Below are 23547 nucleotides of genomic sequence, written 5' to 3'. Positions count from 1 at the left end.
TTCCGGGGTTTATTTGTTTATGGCCAATGCGAAATGGTGACTGGTAATATTGAATCCGTAATTTAAATAGAAACGATGCGCATCATAGCGGTTGGCTCCTAAACCGGAGTCGAGATGGATCTGATTACACTGATGTGCCATTGCCACTGCCTTTACATGATCCAATAGTTTACCTGCATATCCTTTTTTCCGATATTCTTCTATTGTGGAAAGGTCATCAATATAAATAGCCTTGCCCCAATGCAGATGTTCGGTAAAACGATAACCCAATGCCGCAGCAATCACTCCTTCAGCTTCAAAACCGATCAAATGATATCCATTTTGCATCATTTTCAAGAGAATTGGGACAATATTTTCTGAATTCAACTGTGGACGAAGTGCATTCATTACGGCAGTGGCACGCAATAACCCGGCTTCACTATTTATCTCTACAATCATTTTAGAATGTTATTTAAACAAATATAAATCCTTTGCAGAAAAAAAGCTGTCCAGCCACACCCTATAGTACCGGAACTAAGATTTCCTTTGTAATTTGGCAGCCGAAATCTGATAAAATGAGAACCACATTCTGTACATTCCTCCTGCTTTTTGCTTTTATTCATCATGCCTTACCTCAAAACCAGTTTATCAAGGAATACAGATTTCCCCAAAAAATAACGATTGCTGATGGTAATCCTTCTTCTCCCAATGCCTCGGTCTTTATTTATAAACTCGCTGAAGGCAATGGTAAAACACCTCGCAGTACTTCTTTTACCATAGAATTCGATCAGCAGTTACTGGTCAATACACGTGAGGTGAATCATGTGTTTAAGATTTCCTCCGGTTCACTTCGTTTAAAAGGAGATATTGAATACCGCGGCTTCGACATGTCGAATGAGTTGGTACCGGCTTCACTCGACTACCATCTTCGTCTGAAAAAAAGAAACGGCATTTTTCGTGATGTGCCTGTCTCGGTTTCTGTTGTAGAAGGAAAGCCGGAAAACGGAAGTTACAATAACCCCGACTCCGTGAACGAATTTAACAACTACGATCTGGTGAATCATGTTTTCAGGTTTGGCAATTCCAATGCTTTTGAAAATAAGATTAAAATCATCAACAACTATTTTGCTCAGATTGGAGTACTCGATCAGGGTTTTGCTTTACTGCAAACGGTTCAACCGGAGCAGGTAGATAATTTCAGGAACAATCAGCGAAATTTAGTGCTAGCTGAAAAATACCTGAGCGATACCGAAGCGATGCGTTTTGAGAATGGTCTGCCGCTTTCTAACGATGATCCGGGGCGAATGCTGGATAAAATCAATACTTATAAAACAGTTTTATTTCAGAAGAGGGCTGCCATGGAGCTGGTCTGGAGTACGTTGCATATGAATTTTTACGACAGGGGTGTTTATCAGTTGAAAAGAAATAATTTACCACGTGCACGCGAATTTTTTCTCTGGTCTCTCGAAGTAAATCCGCTCTTCTCCCCTTCCTTGCTTCAGTTGGCCATTATAGATTTTAAAACCGGTGATTTGCATGAAACGGTTTGTAAGGCAGATGATATTCTATATAGCCTGCCCACCGATCCTGAAACCAGAGGCATGACCTTTTCCTTACTGGAAGATGTATATCTCACTTATCTGGAAAGAGGACGTCAACATACCACAAAAAAAGATTTCAGAAAAGCATTGGATGATTTAGAATCTGCCAAAAGGATTTGTAATAAATATACTCAGGTAAGATGTTCTGAAGAGCTGACCGAAAGTTTTTCCGCTGCCAAAAAAGGAATCTACGATGAATATCTTGACGAAGCCCGGGACTTTGTCATCCTGAATGATCTGAACCGCGCTGAACGTTCCGCAGGCGATGCCATCCAATTTCAAATGGAAAACAGAACGTATCTGAAAGATGCCTCGGAAGCACAAGCCGTGTTAAAAGGAATCCGACAGAAACGATATGACCTTCTCCTTATAAAAGCGCATCGCTTCACCGATCAAAAAATGTACGATGCCGCTTTATCCTCCTATCAAATTGCGGATAGCCTGTTTGTCACTCAGGAGCTCACCGAAGGGAAAGATGTACGAAAACACATTTTGCTGGCTGCCCGTCCACGTAGTATCGAATTACTCTATGAAGGAGAAGGCCATGTGAAGAACAATGATCTCAAAGCAGCCCGTTCTTGCTACAAAAGATCCAACGAACTTCAATTGAAATACGGACTTCAAACTGATCCTGATATTGTTAAACATACTGCCTCTTTACGAAAAAGCATTTTCACCCAGGAATGCATCAATGTTCAGCAATATGCCGATTCCTGCTACAACAAAGGTCAGTTTTTTGAGATAGATGGAAAATACTTAGAAGCCAATTCTGCTTATGCATCCGGAATTTCAATCATTACTGCCAACAACGAATGTGCGATTTCAAAGGATAGTCTCGAAAGTGCATTACTTCAAATCAGGAATGCCGTCACTTACCTTGAATTGATGCAGCAAGTAAGAAAAGATCAGGACAATGGAAGTTACCAAAACGCCATTGATAATTTCATAAATGCATCTACTTATTTTCAGGAGATGAATGTGCAGCGGTATGGTTTTAATCATGATCCCGATGTGTACCGGTTTATCAGAGAGAAAGGAAGTTTGGGGCTTATCAATTACTCGGGTGACTGGTACCGTGAAAAAGGCGAACTGGACAATTCCTTAGCCATGTATAAACTCTTACTCGACCGGAATTACGATGCGCGTTTTCTTTCCGGATCATTATACAAGCTCGGACAAAAAGTCGGTCAAAAAGATAAACCTCTCAATCCCGGATCACGCTGGAAGGATCTGGTGAAACAATATACGGGCGGAGATAAAAAACTGAATCGTTTTAAAAAGGGATATAAAAAGGGATATAAAAAGGGATATAAAAAAGGGGGGTGAAAGGGATATAATAAGGGATATAAAAGGGATATAATAAGGGATATAAAAGGGATATAATAAGGGATATAAAAGGGATATAATAAGGGATATATTAAAGGATATAAAAAGGGGTATAAAAGGGATATAATAAGGGATATATTAAAGGATATAAAAAGGGATATAAGGGCTGAAAGGAAAATCCGGAACTACTCGAATGTAATTCCGGATTTGGTGATTTTTTAACTCCTATTTTGTCTTGGAAGCATCTGATAAAAACTTCGCGAGTCCGGAATCTGTTAAGGGATGTTTTAAGAGATCCAGGATAGGTTGCAAGGGACAAGTTGCTACATCCGCACCGAGTTCAGCACATTTAATGATATGTAAGGTATGACGGATAGAAGCCGCCAGCACCTGAGTCTCGTAACCGTAGGTTCCATAAATATGTACGATCTGTTCGATGAGTTCCAGACCATCAACTGAAATATCATCCAATCTTCCGATAAAAGGAGAAACATAAGTAGCACCGGCTTTAGCAGCTAACAATGCTTGTCCGGCAGAAAAAACGAGTGTGCAATTTGTCTTGACTCCACTCTGGGAAAAATAACGGATCGCCTTAATGCCATCTTTAATCATCGGCACTTTCACCACAATCTGAGGATGCAATTCTGCAAGTTCTTCGCCTTCTTTTACGATACCTTCATAATCGGTCGCGATCACTTCCGCGCTCACATCACCGCCCTTGGCAATCTCGCAGATATCAACATAGTGTTTTAAAATATTATTCTTCCCTTTAATGCCTTCTTTGGCCATCAGGGAAGGATTGGTCGTTACACCATCCAGAACACCCAGATCATAAGCTTCACGTATTTGATCCAGATTTGCAGTATCGATAAAGAATTTCATGTTTTTTGTGGATTAATGCGCAAAACTAACATTCTTAACTACGCAAATTTCATTTGTTAACAACACGTTTTGTTCAATGATTTTACTATTTTTGTCCCGGGTAAGTCTTATACGACCAGCTCCTTCGAACCTCCCCAGGACCGGAAGGTAGCAAGGATAAGAGGTTGAGCGGTGCGATGTAAGTAGCTTACCCATTTTTTTTTCATGCTTACTGAAAATCAGTTTTTTCCGAATACATTTTGAATTATTTTTGCAACAATGGAATCCCCACCCCTATTGAAAACATCATTGAACTATGGCGCCCTCAGCGGCCTCGGTAGTTTCATTGTTTTTTTCATCCTTATCTCTCTCGGTAAAAACCCTTTAGGTCCTGCATCCTGGGCCGGTGCGTGGATACCCATACTCTTTATGGTACTGGCTACCAGACATTACCGTGATCATGAAAACAACGGATTTGTCTCCTATTGGCAGGCATTCCGTATCGGGTTCCTGACCGCTTCCGCCGGAGCTCTTCTGTTTGGTGCCCTATCCTGGCTCTATGTAACGATGATTGATAATTCTGTTCTCGATACTTTTAAACAGGAAAGTCTGGAGGCTTTGGAGTTAACAGAGGGCATGATGAAGTCCATGATCGGAGAAAGTGCCTTTGAGCAATCCATTGAGAATATCAACAATATGAGTATGAATGAAGTAACGACATCAGATATTTTCAATAAGATGTTTGGAGGATTATTATCGGCATTCATTACTGCCGCCTTTTTAAGAAGAGAACCTGTTTTCCGTGATGAAGAATGAGCGCAGAACATCTTGATATTTCCGTTGTTATTCCGCTCTTTAACGAAGAGGAATCCCTGCCTGAATTGAGCGCTTGGATTGATCGGGTAATGTTGGCCAACTCCTTCGACTATGAAGTAATTTTTGTGGATGATGGCAGCAAGGATAAATCCTGGCAGGTGATTGAATCTATTTGCAGTACTAATTCACATTATAAAGCCATCAAGTTCAGAAGGAATTACGGGAAATCTGCTGCCTTGCAGAAAGGCTTTGAAATGTGTACAGGCAGAGTGGTGATTACCATGGATGCGGATATGCAGGATAGTCCGGACGAAATTCCTTCTCTCTATAAGATGATTGTGGACGAAGGTTATGATCTGGTCTCCGGTTGGAAGCAAAAACGATACGACCCCATCAGCAAGACGATTCCGAGTAAGTTTTTTAACTGGGCGACTCGGAAGATGTCGGGGATAAATAACCTGCATGATTTCAACTGCGGATTAAAATCCTATAAGGTGGATGTAGTGAAGAGTATTGAAGTTTACGGAGAGATGCACCGTTATATCCCGGTGATCGCGAAGTGGGCCGGCTTTTCAAAGATCACCGAAAAATCTGTGGAACACCGCGCCCGGAAATACGGGAGTACTAAGTTCGGATTAGAGCGATTCATCAATGGCTTTCTGGATCTCCTCTCTATCACATTCGTGTCGCGCTTCGGCAAACGTCCGATGCATCTTTTCGGAACACTCGGAACATTGATGTTCGTGGCCGGTTTTTTCCTCGCCGCCTATCTGGGAGCCAGTAAACTTTGGGCGGTTTATAATAATGAATATGCACGACTGATCACCAATCGTCCCTCCTTTTACATCGCCTTAACCTGTATGATTTTAGGAACTCAATTATTCCTCGCGGGCTTCATCAGCGAACTCGTGGGCAGGAACAGCACCGAGCGCAATCATTACCTCATCGAAAAGGAAATCCGTTAATGGCAAAAAAGGTGGTGATTCTCGGATCTGCCTACCCATTGAGAGGCGGTTTATCTGCTTACAATGAACGACTGGCGAGAGAGTTTATGAGCGAAGGCCATGAGGTGATCATCTACACGTTTTCTCTTCAATACCCCAACTTTCTTTTTCCCGGCACAACCCAATATTCTTCTGATCCCGCTCCTGCTGATTTAAAAATAAAGGTGGCAGTGAATTCTATTTCTCCTTTCAACTGGATGAAGATAGGACGTGAGTTAAAGGCACTTAAACCGGATATTCTCCTGATAAAATTCTGGCTCCCGTTTATGGGTCCCTGCTTTGGAACGATTGCGAGAATTGCAGCCGGAAATAAGCATACGAAGGTGATTACCATCCTCGACAATGTAGTGCCTCATGAAAGCAGACCGGGAGATAAACTGTTCACCTCCTATTTTTTGAAATGTTGTCATGGATTTATCGCGATGTCGAAGAAAGTGATGACTGATTTAATGCTATTCACAAAAAGTGAAAACCGCCGTTTGATACCGCATCCTATCTACGATAATTTCGGAGAGAAAGTAAGTAAGAAGGAAGCCTGTCAGCATTTAAAAATTGATGCTTCGGGAAAGTATATTTTATTTTTCGGCTTCATTCGTGATTACAAAGGCCTGGATTTATTGCTCAAGGCAATGGCGGAACCCGGCATGAAAGAAAGTGGCATTCAGTTAATTATTGCCGGCGAATATTACGAAGATTCCAAGCCTTACCTCGACCTGATTGCCAGCCTCGGCATTGAAAAACAACTCATCATCGCTACTGATTTTATTCCTGACAACGATGTAAAATACTATTTCGGCGCCGCGGATCTCGTCGTTCAGCCCTATAAAACGGCTACGCAAAGCGGCATCTCTCAAATTGCCTATCATTTTGAAAAGCCGATGGTGGTTACAGCCGTGGGAGGCTTGCCGGAGATTGTACCGAATGGAAAAGCAGGTTATGTGGTTCCCACGGAGCCGGAAGCTATTTCGAGAGCTATTCTTGATTTTTATTCAGATGACAAGAAGGCTGAAATTCTGCGTGAGGGCGTCGCTGATGAGAAAAAACAATACAGTTGGTCAAGAATCACTAACGGAATCATTGAACTCGCAGAGGCGGTTTAACGTGCGTCTTCTCCCAACAAAAGCTATCTTTGCACTATGATTATTCGAAGTAAAGCCCCGCTGAGAATTGGTCTGGCCGGTGGCGGAACAGATGTTAGCCCCTACTCCGATCTATACGGTGGAGCTATTCTCAATACCACCATTTCATTATTCGCGTCCGCGAGCATTGAGCCGCTCGACAACGGTCGCATAGAATTCCATGCACTCGATAAAGGAGAAATAGTAACCGAAGCCTCGGCACTATCACTGGAAATTGATGGGAAACTCGACCTCTTAAAAGGAATTTATAACAGGGTCGTCAAAGATTTCACGAAGAAGCCCCTTTCCTTCCGCATGACGACGTACGTAGATGTTCCTCCAGGATCCGGTCTCGGTACCTCCTCTACGTTAGTCGTTGCTGCACTCGGTGCATTTATGGAGTGGCTAAAACTACCCCTGGGCGATTACGACCTTGCCCATCTTGCCTATGAAATTGAAAGGGAAGATTTAAAACAAGCCGGAGGAAAACAAGATCAGTACGCCGCTACTTTCGGAGGGGTGAACTTCATGGAATTTTATGGCGATCAGAAAGTGATTGTGAATCCGTTAAGAATTAAACAACATTACCTCAATGAACTTGAGCATAACCTACTGCTCTACTATACTGCAACCAGTCGTTTTTCCTCTACCATCATCGAGGAACAAAGCAGGAATGTGACCAACAAGAATGAAAAATCGATTGAGGCGATGCATAACCTCAAAGAACAGGCGGTCCAGATGAAGGAAGCGTTGTTGAGAGGAAATGTTGATGCGATCGGTGAAATACTTGACTATGGATTTCGAAACAAGAAGAACATGGCCAGTGGTATCAGCAACACGTTGATGGATGAAATTTATACCGCTGCGAAGGGAGCAGGTGCAACAGGCGGAAAAATATCCGGTGCCGGCGGTGGTGGATTTATGATTTTTTATTGTCCGGGAAATACGCGTTACGCGGTGATGGATGCGCTCGGAAAATTCGGAGGTTCGTTTAAAAAATACTCTTTCGTTCAGGATGGCTTAACGACCTGGACCATTTAAAAATAAATATAAAATGGCAAGTGATATCAAAGCGCTCATACGGGCATCCATTGACACCAAGGAATTGGTAGCAAAAGATCAGCAGTTAATTGACGATATACAAAAGTCGGTGACGATGATTGTTACGGCACTAAAAACCGGAAATAAAATTCTCTTCTGTGGCAATGGCGGATCCGCTGCCGATGCACAACATATTGCCGCTGAACTTTCGGGTAGATTCTATACCGATCGCGACCCGCTTTATGCAGAAGCCTTGCATGTAAACAGTTCGTACATGACTGCTGTCGCCAATGATTATTCCTTCGATGTGGTCTATAGCCGGATGATTAAAGGATGCGGGAGAAAAGGCGATGTCCTGGTGGGCATTTCCACTTCCGGTAATTCAAAAAATGTCATTCTCGCTCTGGAAGAAGCACGCAAACTGGGGATGCATACGATCGGGATGACAGGAGCCGGCGGAGGAAAGATGCAAGGCACCTGCGACCTGATGCTCATGGTCCCCAGCAAGGATACTCCACGAATTCAGGAATCACATATCCTCATCGGACATATCATCTGCCAGTTGATCGAAGAAGAACTTTTCGAAAAAAAGTAATGATCAGCGAGTGCATTATTCTTGCCGGAGGACTCGGCACCCGTTTGCGCAGTGTAGTCAACGAAGTGCCCAAGGTGATGGCTCCGGTGAATGAACAACCCTTTTTATATTACCTCATCAAACGACTCAGCGAACAGAATATTCAGCGGATAATTTTCGCCACCGGTTATAAACATGAAATTATTGCCAACTGGGTTCAGGATACATTTCCAAACAGTTCCTTCCTTTTTTCCATTGAAGAAGAACCACTCGGTACGGGAGGTGCTATTCGAAAAGCAATGGAGATGGCTGATACAGAAGATGTGCTGGTGCTGAATGGAGATTCCTATCTCGAGGTCGATTATAACCAACTCCTGGATTTCCATCAGCATAAAAAAGCCGAGGCTACATTGGTATTGAAGTCCATGAAAAACTTTGACCGCTACGGTTGTGTGGAAACAGACAACACCGGGCGCATCACGGCTTTCCTGGAAAAAGAATACAGAGCGGAAGGACTCATCAATGCAGGCGTTTATCTACTAAACCGCACCCGTTTCCTCTCGCATGCATTCCCTGAAAAATTCAGCATGGAAAAAGAGTACCTCGAAGAAAATGTACATCAACTTCCCCTCTACGGATTCACCACGGAAGGCTACTTCATTGACATTGGAATTCCGGAAGATTTTGCAAGGGCACAAATTGATTTTAAAAATAAATGAGCCGGTAATTACGGGCAGCATTCTTAATCATTCAATCCTTAGATTTTAAACAAAAAAAATTGACCAACCAACCACCCTACTCTACTCTCTTCCTCGATCGCGATGGCGTATTGAACACCGAGCGCGAAAAAGACTATGTCAAATCCTGGTCGGAGTTTCAATTTGAACCGGGAGTTTTTGAGGCATTGGAACTATTACAACCGCTTTTCGAACGGATCATCATCGTCACCAATCAACGCGGTGTCGGTGCGGGAATTATGAGTCCCGAGGACCTGGATAACATTCACGGTAAAATGCTCGAAGCTTTTCATCAGCGGGGTATTCAGATCGCTAAAATTTACAGTGCTACCGACGAGGACCGGTCCAGTATCAAACGCAAGCCGCATCCGTACATGGGACAATGTGCAAAGGAAGATTTTCCGGAAATCCGTTTTGAAAAATCCATCATGGTGGGGAATACGCCTTCCGACATGGCCTTCGGGAAATCGCTCGGAATGAAAACGGTGTTTATTGATGATAAAAAAGTTGTTTTCTCCCTCGCCAACCTCGAGCATGCTGATTTTTTAGCTGATTCCCTACTCGACTTCGCCATCAAATTCGATGATGGAAGCATAAAAATCTAGTCCAATAATAAAAATCTCAAAGTTGAACCCCACCTTCGCTAAAGCTTCGGTCGGCAGGCACGGAGGAGAGGAGAAATCAGAGGTGCACGGAGATTACAATAATACACTCCGTGAACCTCCGTAACTCTGTGACTCCGTGGTTTAAAAAGATAGTCTCTATCTATCGAGCAATTCTATGCGTTCGTTGATTTCATCGAAATCGGGGTCTTCCGAGAATTCCTTCCGGATTTGCTGTATCAGCGTTTGCGCAATTTTCAGCTCCGTATTTCTCACCTCATTAAACTTCTCTTCGCTCACCTGATTCACCTTCATCGCGATGGCTTTATAATCATCTCCCACATCACAAAGGAAACTGCGACATACCAATTCCATCATCGTATACATCAGGTACAACTCCTCTCGCGTCAGTTCAATCTTCTCTCCGATTCCCGCTACAGCAAACTTATTAGCCAGTACAGTCACCCCCTCCTTGTTCACCAGATCGATCACCATGGTCCGCTGCACGAAGTCGTAATTTTCCTGCTGAAAAATGAACTGATAGCTCGCCGCCATCGAACGGATGAACAATTTCAGCTCCTTGCTGATCGAAATCTCTATTGAATCTTTGAAAATCTTACGTTCCATTTCATTGAATATTTTGGCAAAAATAGCTTCAAATCACCAAATTTTCCTCTTAAATCCTGCTAAAACAATTCATTTAACATTATTTCGTTAATAAAAGCATGAAATATCTCGCATTTAACTCCTTCGATCTTAATAGCTTTGGAGAGTGCTTACTCTTTCACTATATTAGTATACTGATTCCGGAGTAACCACGTTCCCATTCACACGTACCAAGGACAAAACAAGAAAACATGCAGCAATTTATCCCGCTGAAAACATATAAACTTCTCCCTTTACTCAGCTTAAGCATCCTCCTGCACTCGTGCAATCAGGTGCAAAAGGCGGAAGCACAGCAAAGCATTACGATTCCCACCAAGGAAGAACCCTTCGTCAGAAAAGTAGTCATCTCCAATGAGGACACCACCAGTTACGAGTTTGTAAACGGAGCAGCCATCTTTTCGGAAGGATGGGATTCACTGGCACAGGCACAGTTCTGGAAGCAGATCATGTGTCTTTCTCCCGACTCCTGTATTATCAACGTGGCACGGACCCGTAATCCTTTGCAAACCGCCTGCTATCGCACCTGGACCTCTCAATCTGAATTTGAAAAAACGGCAGTTAGAAAACGGTTGCAGGATGAATTTTGCGTGGACTATGGTGAAGAACTCTATGTGACCAATGGCAAAAGAGAATTCTACGAACACCGCAAATCCATTCCGATCATCAGCAAGGCTGTTGGTTATTTCAAAGAGTACGGTGTTGATCCCTGGTACGCGCAAACGATATTGTTGATTGAAAGTCCGGGCAAGCATACCGCCAAATCCTATGCCGGTGCCGGCGGACCCTTTCAACTGATGAAAAGTGTCGCCACCAAATACGGATTGAAAGTAAATAAATATGTTGACGAACGCTCCGACTTAAAAAGAGCTGCGTACGGTGCCTCCCGATTGATCAGCACGATTTGTATTCCAAAGGTGAAGTCTATGCTGGACACACGTAATATTCCCTATAGCGAGCAGGATATCTGGTTCCGTTTATTGGTATTACATGCTTATCATGCCGGAGCCGGAAACTTAGCCTGCGCTATCAATAAAATCAATCCTGTTTCCGGTGGACAAGAACTCATCAAAACATTATGGAAAACCGAATGTGGCGGATTTAAAAACGAGTCGCAGAACTATTCCCAAATTGCCCTCGCGGCACTGTTGAACTTTGAAGACATTCTCCGCATGGATGGTGATACCGTATTTTTAATTCAGGGAAATAAAATTCTCGCCAACACGACTAGAAATCCACAATTATCGGAGCCCGAAAAAAACGAAGCCCTTTTATACAGTCTCTTAATGTATGAAAGAGATTTAGTAGACGGCACCATTAGCTTTGATTATTACAAGGAGATGGTTGATCATGTCACCACTTCCATCGCAGCAAAAAGCGCGGAACCCAATACTGCAAACATTCACTACCCCCTAAACGATGAGCAACTGGTACGTATCTCTACCAAACTCATCCGCAAAAGAAAAATGGAAGATGCTATTCGCCTCCTGCGTCTGAACATGGATTATTTTCCAACTTCTTCCGCCACCGCACAACAACTCAGCAAAGCCTATCGCATCAGCGGCAATGCCGGACTTTCTCAAAAGTATCTGAGTAAATCAAATGAATTGGGAAATAATCCGTAAATGATAATTTTCTTGTCAATATTATTTATTGGTGGGAAATGATTTTAGTCTACAATACTATTTTTTGCTTCCGGCTTCCGGCCACCAGCTACCAGCTTTGGGCTTAATGGTGATAAACCCTTGCGTCCCCTTTGGACTTCGTAGCTTTAGCGAAGTAGTCCCGCGTATTCCTCGCGCCTTTGCGGTTAACCTACAGCATAGGCTAATCAGAATTTAAATGAGTTACCTGCTTTTCAATGTTTTTCCGTAATTTTATTGTGATGAAAAAATTCTTTTGCGCTTTGATGTTGATGACTGCGGTTTTTGGGGTGGGAAGGTGGTTGCCCAATACAATAATAACTTTTGGGTGTTTGGAGATAGTTCTGGTATTGAATTCAATAATGGATCTACAAGTAATTTCAAATCATCGATGAAAATGTTACGTGGCTCTGCTTCGATAAGTAATACCCTCGGATTAATGGCATATTCATCTAGGAGTGATTTTTTTATTCCTGTAAACGGAAAGGTTTGGAATAAGTATCACCAACATATGCAAAACGGTGATTTAATTTATGGAAGTGGTTGGTATCACGAGAGACTATTTCTGCCTGTACCCGGCTCGGATAGTTTATTGTATCTATTTAGTTGTTGCGTTACTTCCAGTTGTCCTTTCGGATTGTTTTATACTTTGATTGACTTAAGTGCGAATAGTGATTCAGGGGCCATTATCCAAAAAAATGCACCTGTTAATAATTATCCGGCCTTTGATGCTCTTATGGCAGTTCAACATGGCAACGGTAGAGATTGGTGGCTATTGTATCAAAGATGGGATGGCTCAAATGGAGTCCTGAGTTATAATAATTTTTATGTTTATTTAGTGGATAGCACAGTAATTAGTTTAAACTCTGAGCAATTTGTAGGACAAAGTCATTCTACAGGGTTAGGTCATTTAATTTTTAGTCCGAATGGTGATCATTTTGCGAATGTTTCGTTTGCTAATTTAATACAATTGTACAATTTTGATCGCTGTTCAGGAGTTATTTCACTTTGGGAAACCGTAGAAGTTGAAAACGGCCCTCAAGTTAATTATTACTATATTTCAAGTTCCTTTTCGCCTGATGGAAGTAAGCTATATGTCAGTGAAAATTCGGCAATAGATAGTATACCTTCAAAACTGCTTCAGTTTGACTTACAAGCTTCTTCTATAATAAATAGTAAAACCGTTATACATAATTTTATAACTTCTACCGAAGGAATTGCTGATCTGAAACTGGCTCCCGATGGAAAAATTTATTTAGCCGCTGCAGATGAATTAAATTCATTTATTTATGCCGATACATTTTACACTCAAATAAACACCCACCTCTCTGTCATCAACCAACCCGATTCACTCGGTCTCGCCTGCGATTTTCAACCGTTTAGTTTTTATCTCGGTGGAGCTAGATCATATTACGGCCTTCCCAACAATCCCGATTACGAACTCGGCGCATGGGTGGGTTCGCCTTGTGATACGTTGAGTGTTGGGTTGTCCCCCTCGTCCGCAGGACAAGAGGGGGTTGGGGGGAGTTTACATGCATGGTACAATAGCGAGTGGAATATGATTCATGTCAACGCCTCCAAACTCAAAGGAAGAACGGGCAGTTTGCGGTTGTTTGATATGGAAGGAAGGTTGGTGTTTGAGAAAAACATTGAGGTGATAGCGGGAGGGTATGTGACGGGAGAGATACCGATGAATGCGGTAGCGAAGGGGGTTTATCTTGTCAATTTAATTACCGATTCGGAAAGTGTTTCGTCGAAAACAATCAAATTTTAGTTGCCTATAAACTTTTAACTTCAAAGGAATTTTCCTCAATAACCACTTAGGCACTTAGGACACGCAGAGCACTAAGAAAAAGAAAGAATCCTTAGTGTTTATTGTGCTCTTAGTGACTTAGTGGTAAAAAGATAGTTTTTTTTATTTAGTTTCCACGATGACGAGGTTGTTCATTTCGGCGAGGGTTTTGACATTGCCGAAGAGGACGGTTACTTTTTCTTCGCGGATGGATTGTACGATGCCGGTTACTTTTCCGTTGCGGAGGCGAACCTGGACACCTTTCTTTAGATGAACTTTGTTGTAGGCCAATGTCTCTTCTAACTTGATGACATCTTTTTGGCTGAGGACGTTTCTTCGCTCCTGCAACTTTTTGTTGTATTTTTCGAGAACGACTTTTTTATTTTTTGCTTCCTTCCAGTCTTTTACAAAGCGGTGGAATTTATCTTCGAGTTGTTTGGCGAGGCGGAGTTCTTTTTGTCGCACCCTTTCCTCCTGCTGCTCGATGCTTTGCTCCTGGTGCACGACGTTCTTTTCGTATTTATTGACGAGTTCGTTTAACTTTTTTTCCTGCGCCTTATTCATCTCCACCAAGCGTGCGACTTCACTTTTTTCCTTCTCTACTTTATTGAGCAATTCATCCAACAAGAGCGTATTCTTTTTTACTTTCTTGCGGGCTTTGTTAATGACAGAGAATGGAAGTCCGCTTCGTTCGGCTACCACAAAGGTGTAGGAACTCCCCGGCTTACCTACTTCCAGACGAAAGAGCGGCTCGAGTTTCTTCGCATCAAATGCCATTGATCCGTTGATGATGCCCTTGGTGCGATCTGCCAACACTTTCAGGTTCATGTAATGGGTGGTGATGATGCCGACCGCCATTTTGCTGTTTACCTCTTCGAGTATCGCTTCTGCCAAAGCGCCGCCCAAAGCAGGATCAGTGCCTGTACCGAATTCATCAATCAGGAAAAGGGAATTGGCGGATGCACGTTGCAGAAAAATTTTCATATGCCGCAACCGGGAGCTGTACGTACTCAACTCAAATTCCAGCGACTGTGAATCGCCGATATCTACCAGTAAATCGCTGAAGATTCCAAAACGGGAATTGGCATCTGCCGTCACCAATAATCCGGATTGAAGCATCATTTGTAACAAGCCAATGGTCTTCATGCAAACGGTTTTTCCTCCGGCATTGGGTCCGCTGATGACAAGAATACGTTCCTCGCCCTGTAACTTTAGCGTAAACGGAATGGTGTTTTTTCCCGCCGACTTATTGTACATATACAGCAATGGATGTCGCGCATCCCGCACGTCAATTTTCGGGAAAGGGTCGACGTACGGCAGGGAAGCATTCATTTTAATCGCGAGTCGCGCCTTGGCATAGACCACATCGTACACTTCCGATAAACGATAATACGTTTTTAGAACAGGATGATACTTTCTCAAAAATGCTGTCAGTTCATGCAGGATACGTTTGATCTCCGCCCGTTCCTCCTCTTCTAAGGAGAGCAGAAGATTATTAATGCCGATGGTTTCTTCCGGTTCAATGAAACAGGTTTTTCCTGTGGATGAAATATCGTGCACAATGCCTTTCGCACTTCGCTTCTGTTCTGCAACAATCGACACCACGCGTCGCCCGTTACGCCAACTCTCCTCTGCTTCAGAAAGCCAGCCACTCTTCCGGTATTTCTGAATGACAGAAAGATAAATCTGCTCCGACTCCACCCTCTTCCTCGCCAATTGCTTTCGTAATCTTGCCAATTCGTTAGAAGCACTCGATAACACCATTCCTGTATCGTCCATGATGGCATGAATAGCTTCCGGAATTTCTTTTACATACGGCACATCTATCAGATGACGGTGCAATAAAGGATACTTAACATCTCCCGTTTTAAAGAAATTGAAAATAGCTCCGGTCAATGTGACGATGCGATTGATCTGCAGCACCTGCACAGTCGTCAGCATGGAATTCGGGATATAAAGCAATTTGAGCTCGAGGGAAATATCCGGATACCGCTCAGCAGGAAAGGGTTCACCATTCGACAATACCTTCCTCATCTCCTCCGTTTCTTCAAGATGTTGTAAAATCTGCGCGAAATCGACTAAAATCGGAATCTTCTGCACCGCCTTCCTTCCCGCTTCGCCGTTGCATTCCTCTACGGCAAGTAGCCGAATTTTCTCAAACTCCTCCTTAATCAGGGAATGCTCCGGGAATATCTTCATCTGCTGCAAAAGTATACTCCAAAACGCAGTCATCCTCAAAATGTTCACAGGATTGTACTTAAATGCTGATATTCTTAATGATTTATCCACAAATACAATTCTATTGTTGAAAAGATGTATTTCACTTGATAGAGGAAGCTATTTTTGCATCATAAAATCTGATCATGACTGAACTCTCTATTTTGAAAGACTTAACCACGCAAATCCGCAGGGATATTGTGAGGATGGTACACGGCGTACAAAGCGGTCATCCCGGTGGTTCTCTGGGTTGTACCGAGTTCCTTACTGTCCTCTATAAAGACATCTTGCGTCATGATCCTGAAAACTGGAGCATGGATGGTGTGGGACAGGATCTGTTCTTCCTCTCCAACGGACATATCTCTCCGGTATGGTACAGTGTGCTGGCGCGTCATGGTTATTTTCCGGTGCAGGAGCTGGGTACTTTCCGAAAGCTCAATTCGCGCCTTCAGGGTCATCCTGCTACTCATGATCATTTGCCGGGTGTGCGTGTTGCCTCCGGTTCATTGGGACAGGGTTTATCGGTCGCCATTGGTGCGGCACAGTCGAAGAAGCTGAACAATGACGATAGCCTGGTTTACGTTCTTATGGGAGATGGGGAGATGCAGGAAGGTCAGGTATGGGAAGCGGCGATGTATGCCGCAGCTAAAAAGGTGGATAATATCATCGCCACCGTTGATCTGAACGGACAACAAATAGACGGGGCGACCAATGATGTCTTGCCTTTGGGAGATGTCAAAAGTAAGTGGGAAGCCTTTGGCTGGCAAGTGCTGGAGATGGAAGGGAATGATATCGAAAACGTAAGAGCCACGCTGTTAAAAGCAAGAACACTAACCGGATTAGGTCAGCCCACATTGATACTGATGAAAACCATGATGGGAAATGGTGTCGATTTTATGATGCATTCACATAAATGGCATGGCATTGCTCCAAACGATGAACAATTGCAAAAAGCACTTGATCAAAATCCCGTAACCATAGGGGATTACTGAAATTGAAAAGAAGAAGTCCATTTAAAATTGTATTGTGCCTGTTGCTATCCATGCTACTAGCAGGAGTCCATACGGCTATAGCACAACGTGGAGCCCCGGAACAATCGACACGTATTCTCTTCCTCTTTGATGCCTCTCAAAGTATGTACGCCCGCTGGGAAAGTAATACCAAGTATGAAGTGGCGAAGAAGATGCTGGGTGAAATGGTGGATAGTTTACAGGGACTGGAGAACCTCGAACTCGCCATGCGTGTGTATGGACATACCAAGCGCTATCCACCCCAGGACTGTGACGACACCCGGTTGGAAGTTCCCTTTGGAAGAGGAAATAATTTCGCCATCAAGAAACGATTGGAAGAAATAAGTCCTTCCGGCACAACACCCATCGCACGTTCACTCGAAGCCTGTGGCGGGGATTTTCCAAAAAGTCCTGCGAGGAATATTATTATTTTAATTACAGATGGAATTGAAGAATGCAACGGTGATCCCTGTGCTGTTTCTGCGCTGTTACAACGAAAAGGAATCATATTAAAACCTTTCATTATCGGTCTGGGATTGAATAAAGATTTTATCAAATCCTTTGACTGTGTCGGAAATTATTTCGATGCTACGGATGAAACGCAGTTCAAGAATGCATTCAACATCGTCATCACGCAGGCCCTCAACAATACCACTGTGCAGGTAAATTTATTGGATATCACGGGGAAGGCTACAGAAACAAATACGAGCATGACTTTCTACGACCGTCATACGGGAAATATCCGTTACAATCTTATGCATACCATCAATGCCAAAGGTGTTCCGGATACGGTGCAGATTGATCCGCTGGGCGCTTATCGCATGACCGTCCATACCATTCCTGAAGTGACAAAGGATAGTATAACACTGACGCCCGGAAAGCATAATATCATTGCGGTAGATGTACCCCAGGGAGATTTGCAATTTAAAATAGATGGCGCGAATGAGTATAAAAAACTCAAAGCCATCATTCGTAAAAAAGGAGATAAAAACACCTTGCATGTACAGGATTTCGAAGAGGTGACAAGATACATTGTTGGAGAATACGATCTTGAAATTCTCACCACACCCCGTATTTACATCAATGGTATTCATATTGATCAGAGTAAGACCACCACGATTCAGATTCCTTCACCTGGATTTGCGACTATCGTTTGCAATGCACCCGGTTATGGCGATATTTTGCTGGAAGAAAAAAATCAATTGCAATGGGTGCATAGGATGTCCTTGAATTCTATCAAGGAGAGTATCGTACTGCAACCGGGTTTATACCGCATTATCTTCCGACCGAAAAATTCACAGTCCTCCTTATATACCATTGAAAAAACCTTCCGCATCGGATCGGGAAGCAGTATTAGTGTGAATATTAATTGACGACACTCCAGGAGAAAATTCAGAATTGAAACAATCAACTATTTAAAATCAAGTCCTCGCCTACCCTACGGCACTAAAATAAAATCTTTGCATATGAAAAAATATACCTACTCCGAAAAAAAAGATACCCGTTCCGGTTTCGGCGCCGGACTCCTCGAACTTGGTCGTAAAGACACCAGAGTGGTCGCGCTTTGTGCTGATTTAACCGGATCATTGAAGATGGATGCTTTTGCGAAAGAGTTTCCCGATCGCTTTTTTCAGACCGGTATTGCAGAGGCCAATATGATGGGCATCGCCGCAGGTATGACGATAGGCGGAAAAATTCCGTTTACCGGAACCTTCGCTAATTTCAGCACGGGCAGGGTCTATGATCAGATTCGTCAATCCATTGCTTACTCGGAGAAGAATGTTAAAATCTGTGCTTCACATGCAGGCCTGACTTTAGGTGAAGATGGTGCCACACATCAGATTTTGGAAGATATTGGCATGATGCGTATGTTGCCCGGTATGGTGGTGATCAATCCCTGCGATTTCAATCAGACGAAAGCTGCCACCATCGCGATCGCTGCACATGATGGTCCGGTTTACCTGAGATTTGGTCGTCCGGTGGTTCCAAATTTCACTCCTGCTGATCAGGTTTTTGAAATTGGAAAAGCCATCCATCTCAACGAAGGAACCGATGTTACTATCATAGCGACGGGTCATCTGGTATGGAAAGCCATTGAAGCCGGTGAACGATTGGCAGAAGCCGGTATCTCCGCTGATATCATCAATATTCATACAATAAAACCTATCGACGCCGCAGCAATTATTCGTTCCGCAAAGAAAACAGGATGCGTGGTAACGGCAGAAGAACATAATAAAATTGGCGGTTTAGGTGAAGCCGTCGCGCATGTTTTATCTTCCTCCTACCCTGTTCCGCAGGAATTTGTAGCTGTGCAGGATTCGTTTGGAGAAAGCGGTACGCCGGAACAGTTAATGGTGAAATACGGACTGGATACCGATCATATTGTTGCAGCAGTCGAAAAAGTGATGCAGCGAAAAAATGTACACGCCTGAATGGCCGTAATTTAATAAGCGGGGTGTTGAACTCAGGATTTTATTAAAAATTTCTGCCGTCGCTTAAACTATGGGGAAAGATGGTCATCTAATTTTTTCAAATCAATAGCAACCGGGCAATGTATGGCTGAATTCAGTGATCAGGAACTTTTATTGCGATTTCGTGATCCCGATAACCATAACCGGCATTATGCTTTTAATTTATTGGTAAAAAAGTATCAGCAAAAAGTCTACGGACATGTGAGGAGGATGGTGATCGACCATGACGATGCCAATGATCTTATACAAAATACCTTTATTAAAGTCTGGCAGCATTTGGATGGTTTCCGTGAAGACAGTCAGTTGTACACCTGGATTTATCGCATTGCCACCAACGAATGTCTGGGTTTTCTGAAACAAAAGCGGAAGCGGTTCTTTCTCCCCATTGGTGATGTGGAAGGAGAACTATCACAGAAGCTGGTACAAGACAGACCTATGGACGTGAATAAGCTGGAACTAAAACTCCAGCAGGCCATTCTCAGCTTACCGGAAAAACAACGTACTGTATTCAACCTGCGGTACTACGATAACATGAAATACGAGGAGATGTCGGAGGTGCTGGGTACTTCAGTAGGTGCCTTAAAAGCATCCTATCATCATGCCGTAGCGAAAGTGGAGAAAATAATACGAGGAGATTAAACCAATTGAAAAAATATCCATCCTATAAGAAATGAAAAAGCCAACGCACTCTTCTGCTGAAAACGAAGAACTGAAAGATGCTCCTTTGTTGCGATCACTACAGCATGTTGATCTCTTCAAAGCTCCGGAAGGTTATTTCGATGATCTGAGTTCCGCTATTCAGAACAAAATCAGTCAGGGAGATGCTCCAAAAACCAGTACAGTTTACAGCTGGAAGCCCGTGTTTGCTATCGTGAGTGTTTTGGTCATTGCTTTAATGATCGGATATTTTAAGAAGGAGGCCGGCAACACTGAAAAAATGCAGGTAGCCACAATGGAAGAACAGTTTTCCTGTGATGACCTTATTGAAAGCAATTATTACCTTGAAATAGATGAACTGCTCATCGCGGAAGCCATGGAAGATGCCGATGCAACTTCTTTAACTACTGATACGATCTCTGATCTCGAAATTGAAGATTACCTGATCCAATCCGCCGACGAAATCTTATTAACCAATGAATTATAATACCATGAAAACTATCGTTTCCCTTTGCTTCCTGTTGCTGTTTAGCATCATATCGGTTTCTCCTCTTGCCGCGCAACCTCCGGGTGGCCGCCCGAAAATGGACCGTGAGGATATTGAATCCATGAAAATTGCATTCCTCACCCGAAAACTTAGCCTTTCACCGGAAGAAGCACAGAAATTCTGGCCGGTATATAATTCCTTCGCTGATGAAATAAAAAACATCAAGGAAAGTCGGGCAGAACGAATGAAAGACAGCAAGGAAAGTTTCGCCAATATGCCCGACAAAGACGTGGAGAAATTAATAGATGCAGAAATCAGCTCCCGACAGCAGGAATTGGATGTGCTGAAAAAATACCATTCGCAATTCAAACAAACATTGCCTATCAAAAAAGTAGCCATGTTGTATCGTGCTGAAGAAGATTTCAAGAGAGAATTGATTGAAAAAATTCGCGAAAAACGCATGGAAAAAAGAGGACCCGGCAGGGAGTAATCTTGAATTCTCATATTTACAGCGTAAGCCCCCCCACTTTTCAGGTTAAAAAACGTGCTTAATATCGGACTTAAGTTTGTTAAATCTCAGAACAAAATCTCTACTATTTTTTAAAATAAACAACCGGCTATTCATCGTCTTAAAAGTCATATACGGTATACATTTATACCCTATTGCATCCTTTAAGAACTAGCAGCACATTCGTTGTAAAAGCCCTGTAGGGGCGGCATCTCTGTAACCGAAAAGGTCCTCTCTCCTAACAACCACCGGCACCCGACTTTAGGTCGGGTGCCGGTTTTTAGTGGGGGTAGCTGATACTCTTCGTTACAGAGATGCCGCCCCTACAGGGCTGAGAATAATCTTATAACTTCAGTAGTTTTTTTATCACACTACCCTTCTCCGTCCACACCGTTATAAAATAGATGCCGGCCTTGAGATATCCAGTATCCAGCCGGTATTCGCATTTACATAAAACATTACGCAACTTTTGAAGATGAATACAATCGATTTTTCCCGGAAACTCAACTTTATTTTTCGACTTTAAATAATCTTAATTTTGAAGAAGAGAAATTCTGATAATTCAATCTTCTGTTTAAACCTGCCTGCCGAAGCTTCAGTATAGGTAGGTATCAACTTTATTCTTTAGGAGCTAGCAGCATATTCGTTGTAAAAGCCCTGTAGGGGCGGCATCTCTGTAACCGAAAAGGTCCTCTCTCCTAACAACCACCGGCACCCGACTTTAGGTCGGGTGCCGGTTTTTTAGTGGGGGTAGCTGATACTCTTCGTTACAGAGATGCCGCCCCTACAGGGCTGAGAATAATCTTATAACTTCAGCAGTTTTTTTGTCACACTACCCTTCTCCGTCCACACCGTTATAAAATAGATGCCGGCTTTGAGATAAGAAATATCCAGCCGGCATTCTTTTTTGATCATATCCTGAGCAAATAATTTTCGTCCATTAATGTCTGCAATTTGCAATGACAATAAATTTCCATCTGTAAAATGCACTACCACATCTTCCCCTGCAGGATTCGGGTACAGCAGCAAACCATCTTCTACCATCTGCGGAGCGAGACCAACGGGTGCATAACATAATTTACAGAGCCAGATATCACCGCCACCAAGATTATTATGGGACCTGTAGCCACCGGTATCCGCAGCCGTATAAGTAATTCCCATAAAGCAATGATCGGCTGTAGGAATTGCTTGTGTATACTCATCGTGGCCGGTAGTAAAAAATGTTTTATCGAATAGCAATTGTCCGGTAGTATCTACCAGAATCATCCAGATTTGCTCTGCACCCAGATTCGATTCTGACTTCTCACCCGAAACAGGCGAATAGGATTCTCCACTCAGCAAAATTTGTTTATTCGCAGTAGTACGGATCGAATTGAGTTCATCATAATCTGTTCCACCAAACGTTTTATCCCAGACAAAATTTCCGTTCGCGGCCATGTAAACGAGCCAGTAATCATCTCCACCTCTGCACCCTTGCGATTTCTCTCCTCCTGGTCCGGAAAAAGAATCTCCACCAATTAAAAATCCTCTTGCGGTTCCGGGATGCTCCGCAACAGCAAATGCAAAATCGTCACCCGGACCACCAATAGTTTTATCCCACAGCCTTCTTCCCAGGCTATCGACCCGCACTACCCAGTAGTCAAAACCACCTCTGGAAATCTCTGTTTTAGAAAATGAAATCGGACTATTGCTATATCCGGCCAGCAATGCTCCACCACCACCTGTCGGAACCATGGCATAGCAATTATCCGCCTGGATACCGCCGAGTGTATTTTCCAGAATAAAATTTCCGGAAAGGTCCATCTTCACTAACCAATAATCAAAATCTCCCAGTAAAGGAGAGAGTTTATCGCCACCCACTCCGCTGAGGGTCCAGCCGGAAAGGAATAATTTAAAATCAGACGTGAGTACCATTGCATTCAGTTGATCTTGCAATGGACCACCAATTGTTTTATCCCATTGCACTATACCGTTAGTGTCAACAGCAATGACCCAATAATCAAAAACGCCTCTCAGACTATCCGTTTTTTCTCCTCCTACACCGGAAGAAGAAGTCCCTGCCATTATAAAGCCATTGGGTAAAACCACGAGTGCTGAAGGAACATCATTTCCGGGACCGCCATACGTTTTTTCCCAAATGATATTTCCTGATTTATCTAGACGGATCAACCAAAAATCACCCGTTGAGCCTGTGGAATCACGGTTCGGTTGCGACTTATCAAAACCAATTCCTGAGCGGGAATTAGCAAGCAGAATAAAACTACTATCAGCCAATTGCTGAAAACTCACCGGAACATCGGAGGAAAAGCCGGCAATATTCTTATCCCAACTTTTTATCAAAGGTTGTGCAAGATCGCTCCTGCGAAGAAAGACAGCCATGCATTAACACATAAAAATAATTTCATACCGTCTAAGATAACTAATTATAGGCAATCCGTAA

Annotated in this window: 21 protein-coding genes and 1 other RNA gene; 17 read left to right on the top strand and 5 right to left on the bottom strand. The window is 43.1% G+C overall.

Annotated features, from left to right (window positions below; translation table 11 throughout):
* Positions 1-9: 9 nt before the first annotated feature.
* Complete coding sequence (locus IPJ86_12240) at positions 10-438, bottom strand: GNAT family N-acetyltransferase (protein MBK7888019.1); 429 nt, start codon at positions 436-438, stop codon at positions 10-12.
* Between the two features lie 116 nt (positions 439-554).
* On the opposite strand from IPJ86_12240, the gene IPJ86_12235 reads away from it, so the two are divergent.
* Positions 555-2906 carry a hypothetical protein gene (locus tag IPJ86_12235; GenBank protein ID MBK7888018.1) on the top strand — a complete coding sequence of 784 codons (2352 nt, stop codon included), beginning with the start codon at positions 555-557 and terminating at the stop codon, positions 2904-2906.
* A 225-nt stretch (positions 2907-3131) separates the two neighbouring features.
* On the opposite strand, the gene fsa is transcribed toward IPJ86_12235, so the two are convergent.
* On the bottom strand, positions 3132-3788 hold the full coding sequence (fsa, locus tag IPJ86_12230) for a fructose-6-phosphate aldolase (GenBank protein ID MBK7888017.1): 657 nt from the start codon (positions 3786-3788) through the stop codon (positions 3132-3134).
* A 98-nt stretch (positions 3789-3886) separates the two neighbouring features.
* On the opposite strand from fsa, the gene ffs reads away from it, so the two are divergent.
* From ffs to IPJ86_12190, 8 genes are all read left to right on the top strand, one after another.
* Positions 3887-3984, top strand: an RNA gene (gene ffs / locus IPJ86_12225) — signal recognition particle sRNA small type.
* 62 nt (positions 3985-4046) lie between these two features.
* On the top strand, positions 4047-4583 hold the full coding sequence (locus IPJ86_12220) for a DUF4199 domain-containing protein (GenBank protein ID MBK7888016.1): 537 nt from the start codon (positions 4047-4049) through the stop codon (positions 4581-4583).
* Positions 4580-5548, top strand: a complete 969-nt coding sequence (locus tag IPJ86_12215; protein ID MBK7888015.1) for a glycosyltransferase family 2 protein — start codon at positions 4580-4582, stop codon at positions 5546-5548. Before IPJ86_12220 ends, IPJ86_12215 begins: the two co-directional genes overlap by 4 nt.
* Entirely contained in the window at positions 5548-6687 is a 1140-nt protein-coding gene (locus IPJ86_12210) for a glycosyltransferase (protein MBK7888014.1), read from the top strand. The genes IPJ86_12215 and IPJ86_12210 overlap by 1 nt, the downstream gene beginning before the upstream one ends.
* A gap of 36 nt (positions 6688-6723) precedes the next feature.
* Positions 6724-7746, top strand: coding sequence for a dehydrogenase (locus tag IPJ86_12205; protein MBK7888013.1), 1023 nt, complete (start codon positions 6724-6726; stop codon positions 7744-7746).
* A gap of 13 nt (positions 7747-7759) precedes the next feature.
* A complete protein-coding gene (locus IPJ86_12200; protein ID MBK7888012.1) occupies positions 7760-8341 on the top strand; it encodes a D-sedoheptulose 7-phosphate isomerase in 582 nt (193 codons plus the stop codon).
* Positions 8341-9039: a nucleotidyltransferase family protein gene (locus IPJ86_12195; protein MBK7888011.1), complete on the top strand. Its 699-nt coding sequence runs from the start codon at positions 8341-8343 to the stop codon at positions 9037-9039. The genes IPJ86_12200 and IPJ86_12195 overlap by 1 nt, the downstream gene beginning before the upstream one ends.
* Before the next feature lie 59 nt (positions 9040-9098).
* Positions 9099-9662 carry an HAD-IIIA family hydrolase gene (locus IPJ86_12190; protein MBK7888010.1) on the top strand — a complete coding sequence of 188 codons (564 nt, stop codon included), beginning with the start codon at positions 9099-9101 and terminating at the stop codon, positions 9660-9662.
* A 156-nt stretch (positions 9663-9818) separates the two neighbouring features.
* Here IPJ86_12190 and IPJ86_12185 read toward each other — a convergent pair whose 3' ends face one another.
* A complete protein-coding gene (locus IPJ86_12185) occupies positions 9819-10286 on the bottom strand; it encodes a hypothetical protein (GenBank protein MBK7888009.1) in 468 nt (155 codons plus the stop codon).
* A 230-nt stretch (positions 10287-10516) separates the two neighbouring features.
* Between IPJ86_12185 and IPJ86_12180 the strand changes: the two genes are divergently transcribed.
* Together IPJ86_12180 and IPJ86_12175 are read left to right on the top strand one after the other, a co-directional pair.
* The gene (locus IPJ86_12180) at positions 10517-11947 is read left to right on the top strand and encodes a transglycosylase SLT domain-containing protein (protein MBK7888008.1); all 1431 of its coding nucleotides are present in this window, start codon (positions 10517-10519) and stop codon (positions 11945-11947) included.
* A 274-nt stretch (positions 11948-12221) separates the two neighbouring features.
* Entirely contained in the window at positions 12222-13739 is a 1518-nt protein-coding gene (locus IPJ86_12175) for a T9SS type A sorting domain-containing protein (GenBank protein ID MBK7888007.1), read from the top strand.
* A gap of 141 nt (positions 13740-13880) precedes the next feature.
* On the opposite strand, the gene IPJ86_12170 is transcribed toward IPJ86_12175, so the two are convergent.
* Positions 13881-15956, bottom strand: a complete 2076-nt coding sequence (locus tag IPJ86_12170; protein MBK7888006.1) for a DNA mismatch repair protein MutS — start codon at positions 15954-15956, stop codon at positions 13881-13883.
* Positions 15957-16120: 164 nt separating this feature from the next.
* On the opposite strand from IPJ86_12170, the gene IPJ86_12165 reads away from it, so the two are divergent.
* The 6 genes from IPJ86_12165 (at position 16121) to IPJ86_12140 (ending at position 21089) form a co-directional block, all read left to right on the top strand.
* Positions 16121-16966, top strand: coding sequence for a transketolase (locus IPJ86_12165; GenBank protein MBK7888005.1), 846 nt, complete (start codon positions 16121-16123; stop codon positions 16964-16966).
* Between the two features lie 50 nt (positions 16967-17016).
* The gene (locus IPJ86_12160) at positions 17017-18357 is read left to right on the top strand and encodes a VWA domain-containing protein (protein MBK7888004.1); all 1341 of its coding nucleotides are present in this window, start codon (positions 17017-17019) and stop codon (positions 18355-18357) included.
* Positions 18358-18450: 93 nt separating this feature from the next.
* Complete coding sequence (locus IPJ86_12155; protein ID MBK7888003.1) at positions 18451-19416, top strand: transketolase family protein; 966 nt, start codon at positions 18451-18453, stop codon at positions 19414-19416.
* A gap of 123 nt (positions 19417-19539) precedes the next feature.
* A complete protein-coding gene (locus IPJ86_12150; GenBank protein MBK7888002.1) occupies positions 19540-20094 on the top strand; it encodes a sigma-70 family RNA polymerase sigma factor in 555 nt (184 codons plus the stop codon).
* Positions 20095-20125: 31 nt separating this feature from the next.
* The gene (locus IPJ86_12145; GenBank protein MBK7888001.1) at positions 20126-20599 is read left to right on the top strand and encodes a hypothetical protein; all 474 of its coding nucleotides are present in this window, start codon (positions 20126-20128) and stop codon (positions 20597-20599) included.
* 4 nt (positions 20600-20603) lie between these two features.
* A complete protein-coding gene (locus IPJ86_12140) occupies positions 20604-21089 on the top strand; it encodes a hypothetical protein (protein ID MBK7888000.1) in 486 nt (161 codons plus the stop codon).
* An 822-nt stretch (positions 21090-21911) separates the two neighbouring features.
* On the opposite strand, the gene IPJ86_12135 is transcribed toward IPJ86_12140, so the two are convergent.
* Complete coding sequence (locus IPJ86_12135; GenBank protein MBK7887999.1) at positions 21912-23486, bottom strand: T9SS type A sorting domain-containing protein; 1575 nt, start codon at positions 23484-23486, stop codon at positions 21912-21914.
* Positions 23487-23547: the final 61 nt, after the last annotated feature.

The organism is Bacteroidota bacterium, from assembly GCA_016713925.1.
Lineage (GTDB): Bacteria > Bacteroidota > Bacteroidia > AKYH767-A > OLB10 > JAJTFW01.
Note: the sequence above shows the minus strand (reverse complement) of the source record. Positions and strands in the feature narration are given on the sequence as shown.

Excerpts from the sequence above, each read along its gene's own strand:
- IPJ86_12150 (MBK7888002.1), top strand. The coding sequence starts at position 19,540 with ATGGCTGAATTCAGTGATCAGGAACTTTTATTGCGATTTCGTGATCCC.
- IPJ86_12205 (MBK7888013.1), top strand. The coding sequence starts at position 6,724 with ATGATTATTCGAAGTAAAGCCCCGCTGAGAATTGGTCTGGCCGGTGGC.
- IPJ86_12170 (MBK7888006.1), bottom strand. The coding sequence starts at position 15,956 with ATGAAGATATTCCCGGAGCATTCCCTGATTAAGGAGGAGTTTGAGAAA.
- fsa (MBK7888017.1), bottom strand. The coding sequence starts at position 3,788 with ATGAAATTCTTTATCGATACTGCAAATCTGGATCAAATACGTGAAGCT.
- IPJ86_12220 (MBK7888016.1), top strand. The coding sequence starts at position 4,047 with ATGGAATCCCCACCCCTATTGAAAACATCATTGAACTATGGCGCCCTC.
- IPJ86_12155 (MBK7888003.1), top strand. The coding sequence starts at position 18,451 with ATGAAAAAATATACCTACTCCGAAAAAAAAGATACCCGTTCCGGTTTC.
- IPJ86_12215 (MBK7888015.1), top strand. The coding sequence starts at position 4,580 with ATGAGCGCAGAACATCTTGATATTTCCGTTGTTATTCCGCTCTTTAAC.
- IPJ86_12195 (MBK7888011.1), top strand. The coding sequence starts at position 8,341 with ATGATCAGCGAGTGCATTATTCTTGCCGGAGGACTCGGCACCCGTTTG.
- IPJ86_12160 (MBK7888004.1), top strand. The coding sequence starts at position 17,017 with ATGCTACTAGCAGGAGTCCATACGGCTATAGCACAACGTGGAGCCCCG.
- IPJ86_12185 (MBK7888009.1), bottom strand. The coding sequence starts at position 10,286 with ATGGAACGTAAGATTTTCAAAGATTCAATAGAGATTTCGATCAGCAAG.
- IPJ86_12200 (MBK7888012.1), top strand. The coding sequence starts at position 7,760 with ATGGCAAGTGATATCAAAGCGCTCATACGGGCATCCATTGACACCAAG.
- IPJ86_12180 (MBK7888008.1), top strand. The coding sequence starts at position 10,517 with ATGCAGCAATTTATCCCGCTGAAAACATATAAACTTCTCCCTTTACTC.
- IPJ86_12210 (MBK7888014.1), top strand. The coding sequence starts at position 5,548 with ATGGCAAAAAAGGTGGTGATTCTCGGATCTGCCTACCCATTGAGAGGC.
- IPJ86_12240 (MBK7888019.1), bottom strand. The coding sequence starts at position 438 with ATGATTGTAGAGATAAATAGTGAAGCCGGGTTATTGCGTGCCACTGCC.
- IPJ86_12235 (MBK7888018.1), top strand. The coding sequence starts at position 555 with ATGAGAACCACATTCTGTACATTCCTCCTGCTTTTTGCTTTTATTCAT.
- IPJ86_12145 (MBK7888001.1), top strand. The coding sequence starts at position 20,126 with ATGAAAAAGCCAACGCACTCTTCTGCTGAAAACGAAGAACTGAAAGAT.
- IPJ86_12140 (MBK7888000.1), top strand. The coding sequence starts at position 20,604 with ATGAAAACTATCGTTTCCCTTTGCTTCCTGTTGCTGTTTAGCATCATA.
- IPJ86_12165 (MBK7888005.1), top strand. The coding sequence starts at position 16,121 with ATGACTGAACTCTCTATTTTGAAAGACTTAACCACGCAAATCCGCAGG.
- IPJ86_12135 (MBK7887999.1), bottom strand. The coding sequence starts at position 23,486 with ATGGCTGTCTTTCTTCGCAGGAGCGATCTTGCACAACCTTTGATAAAA.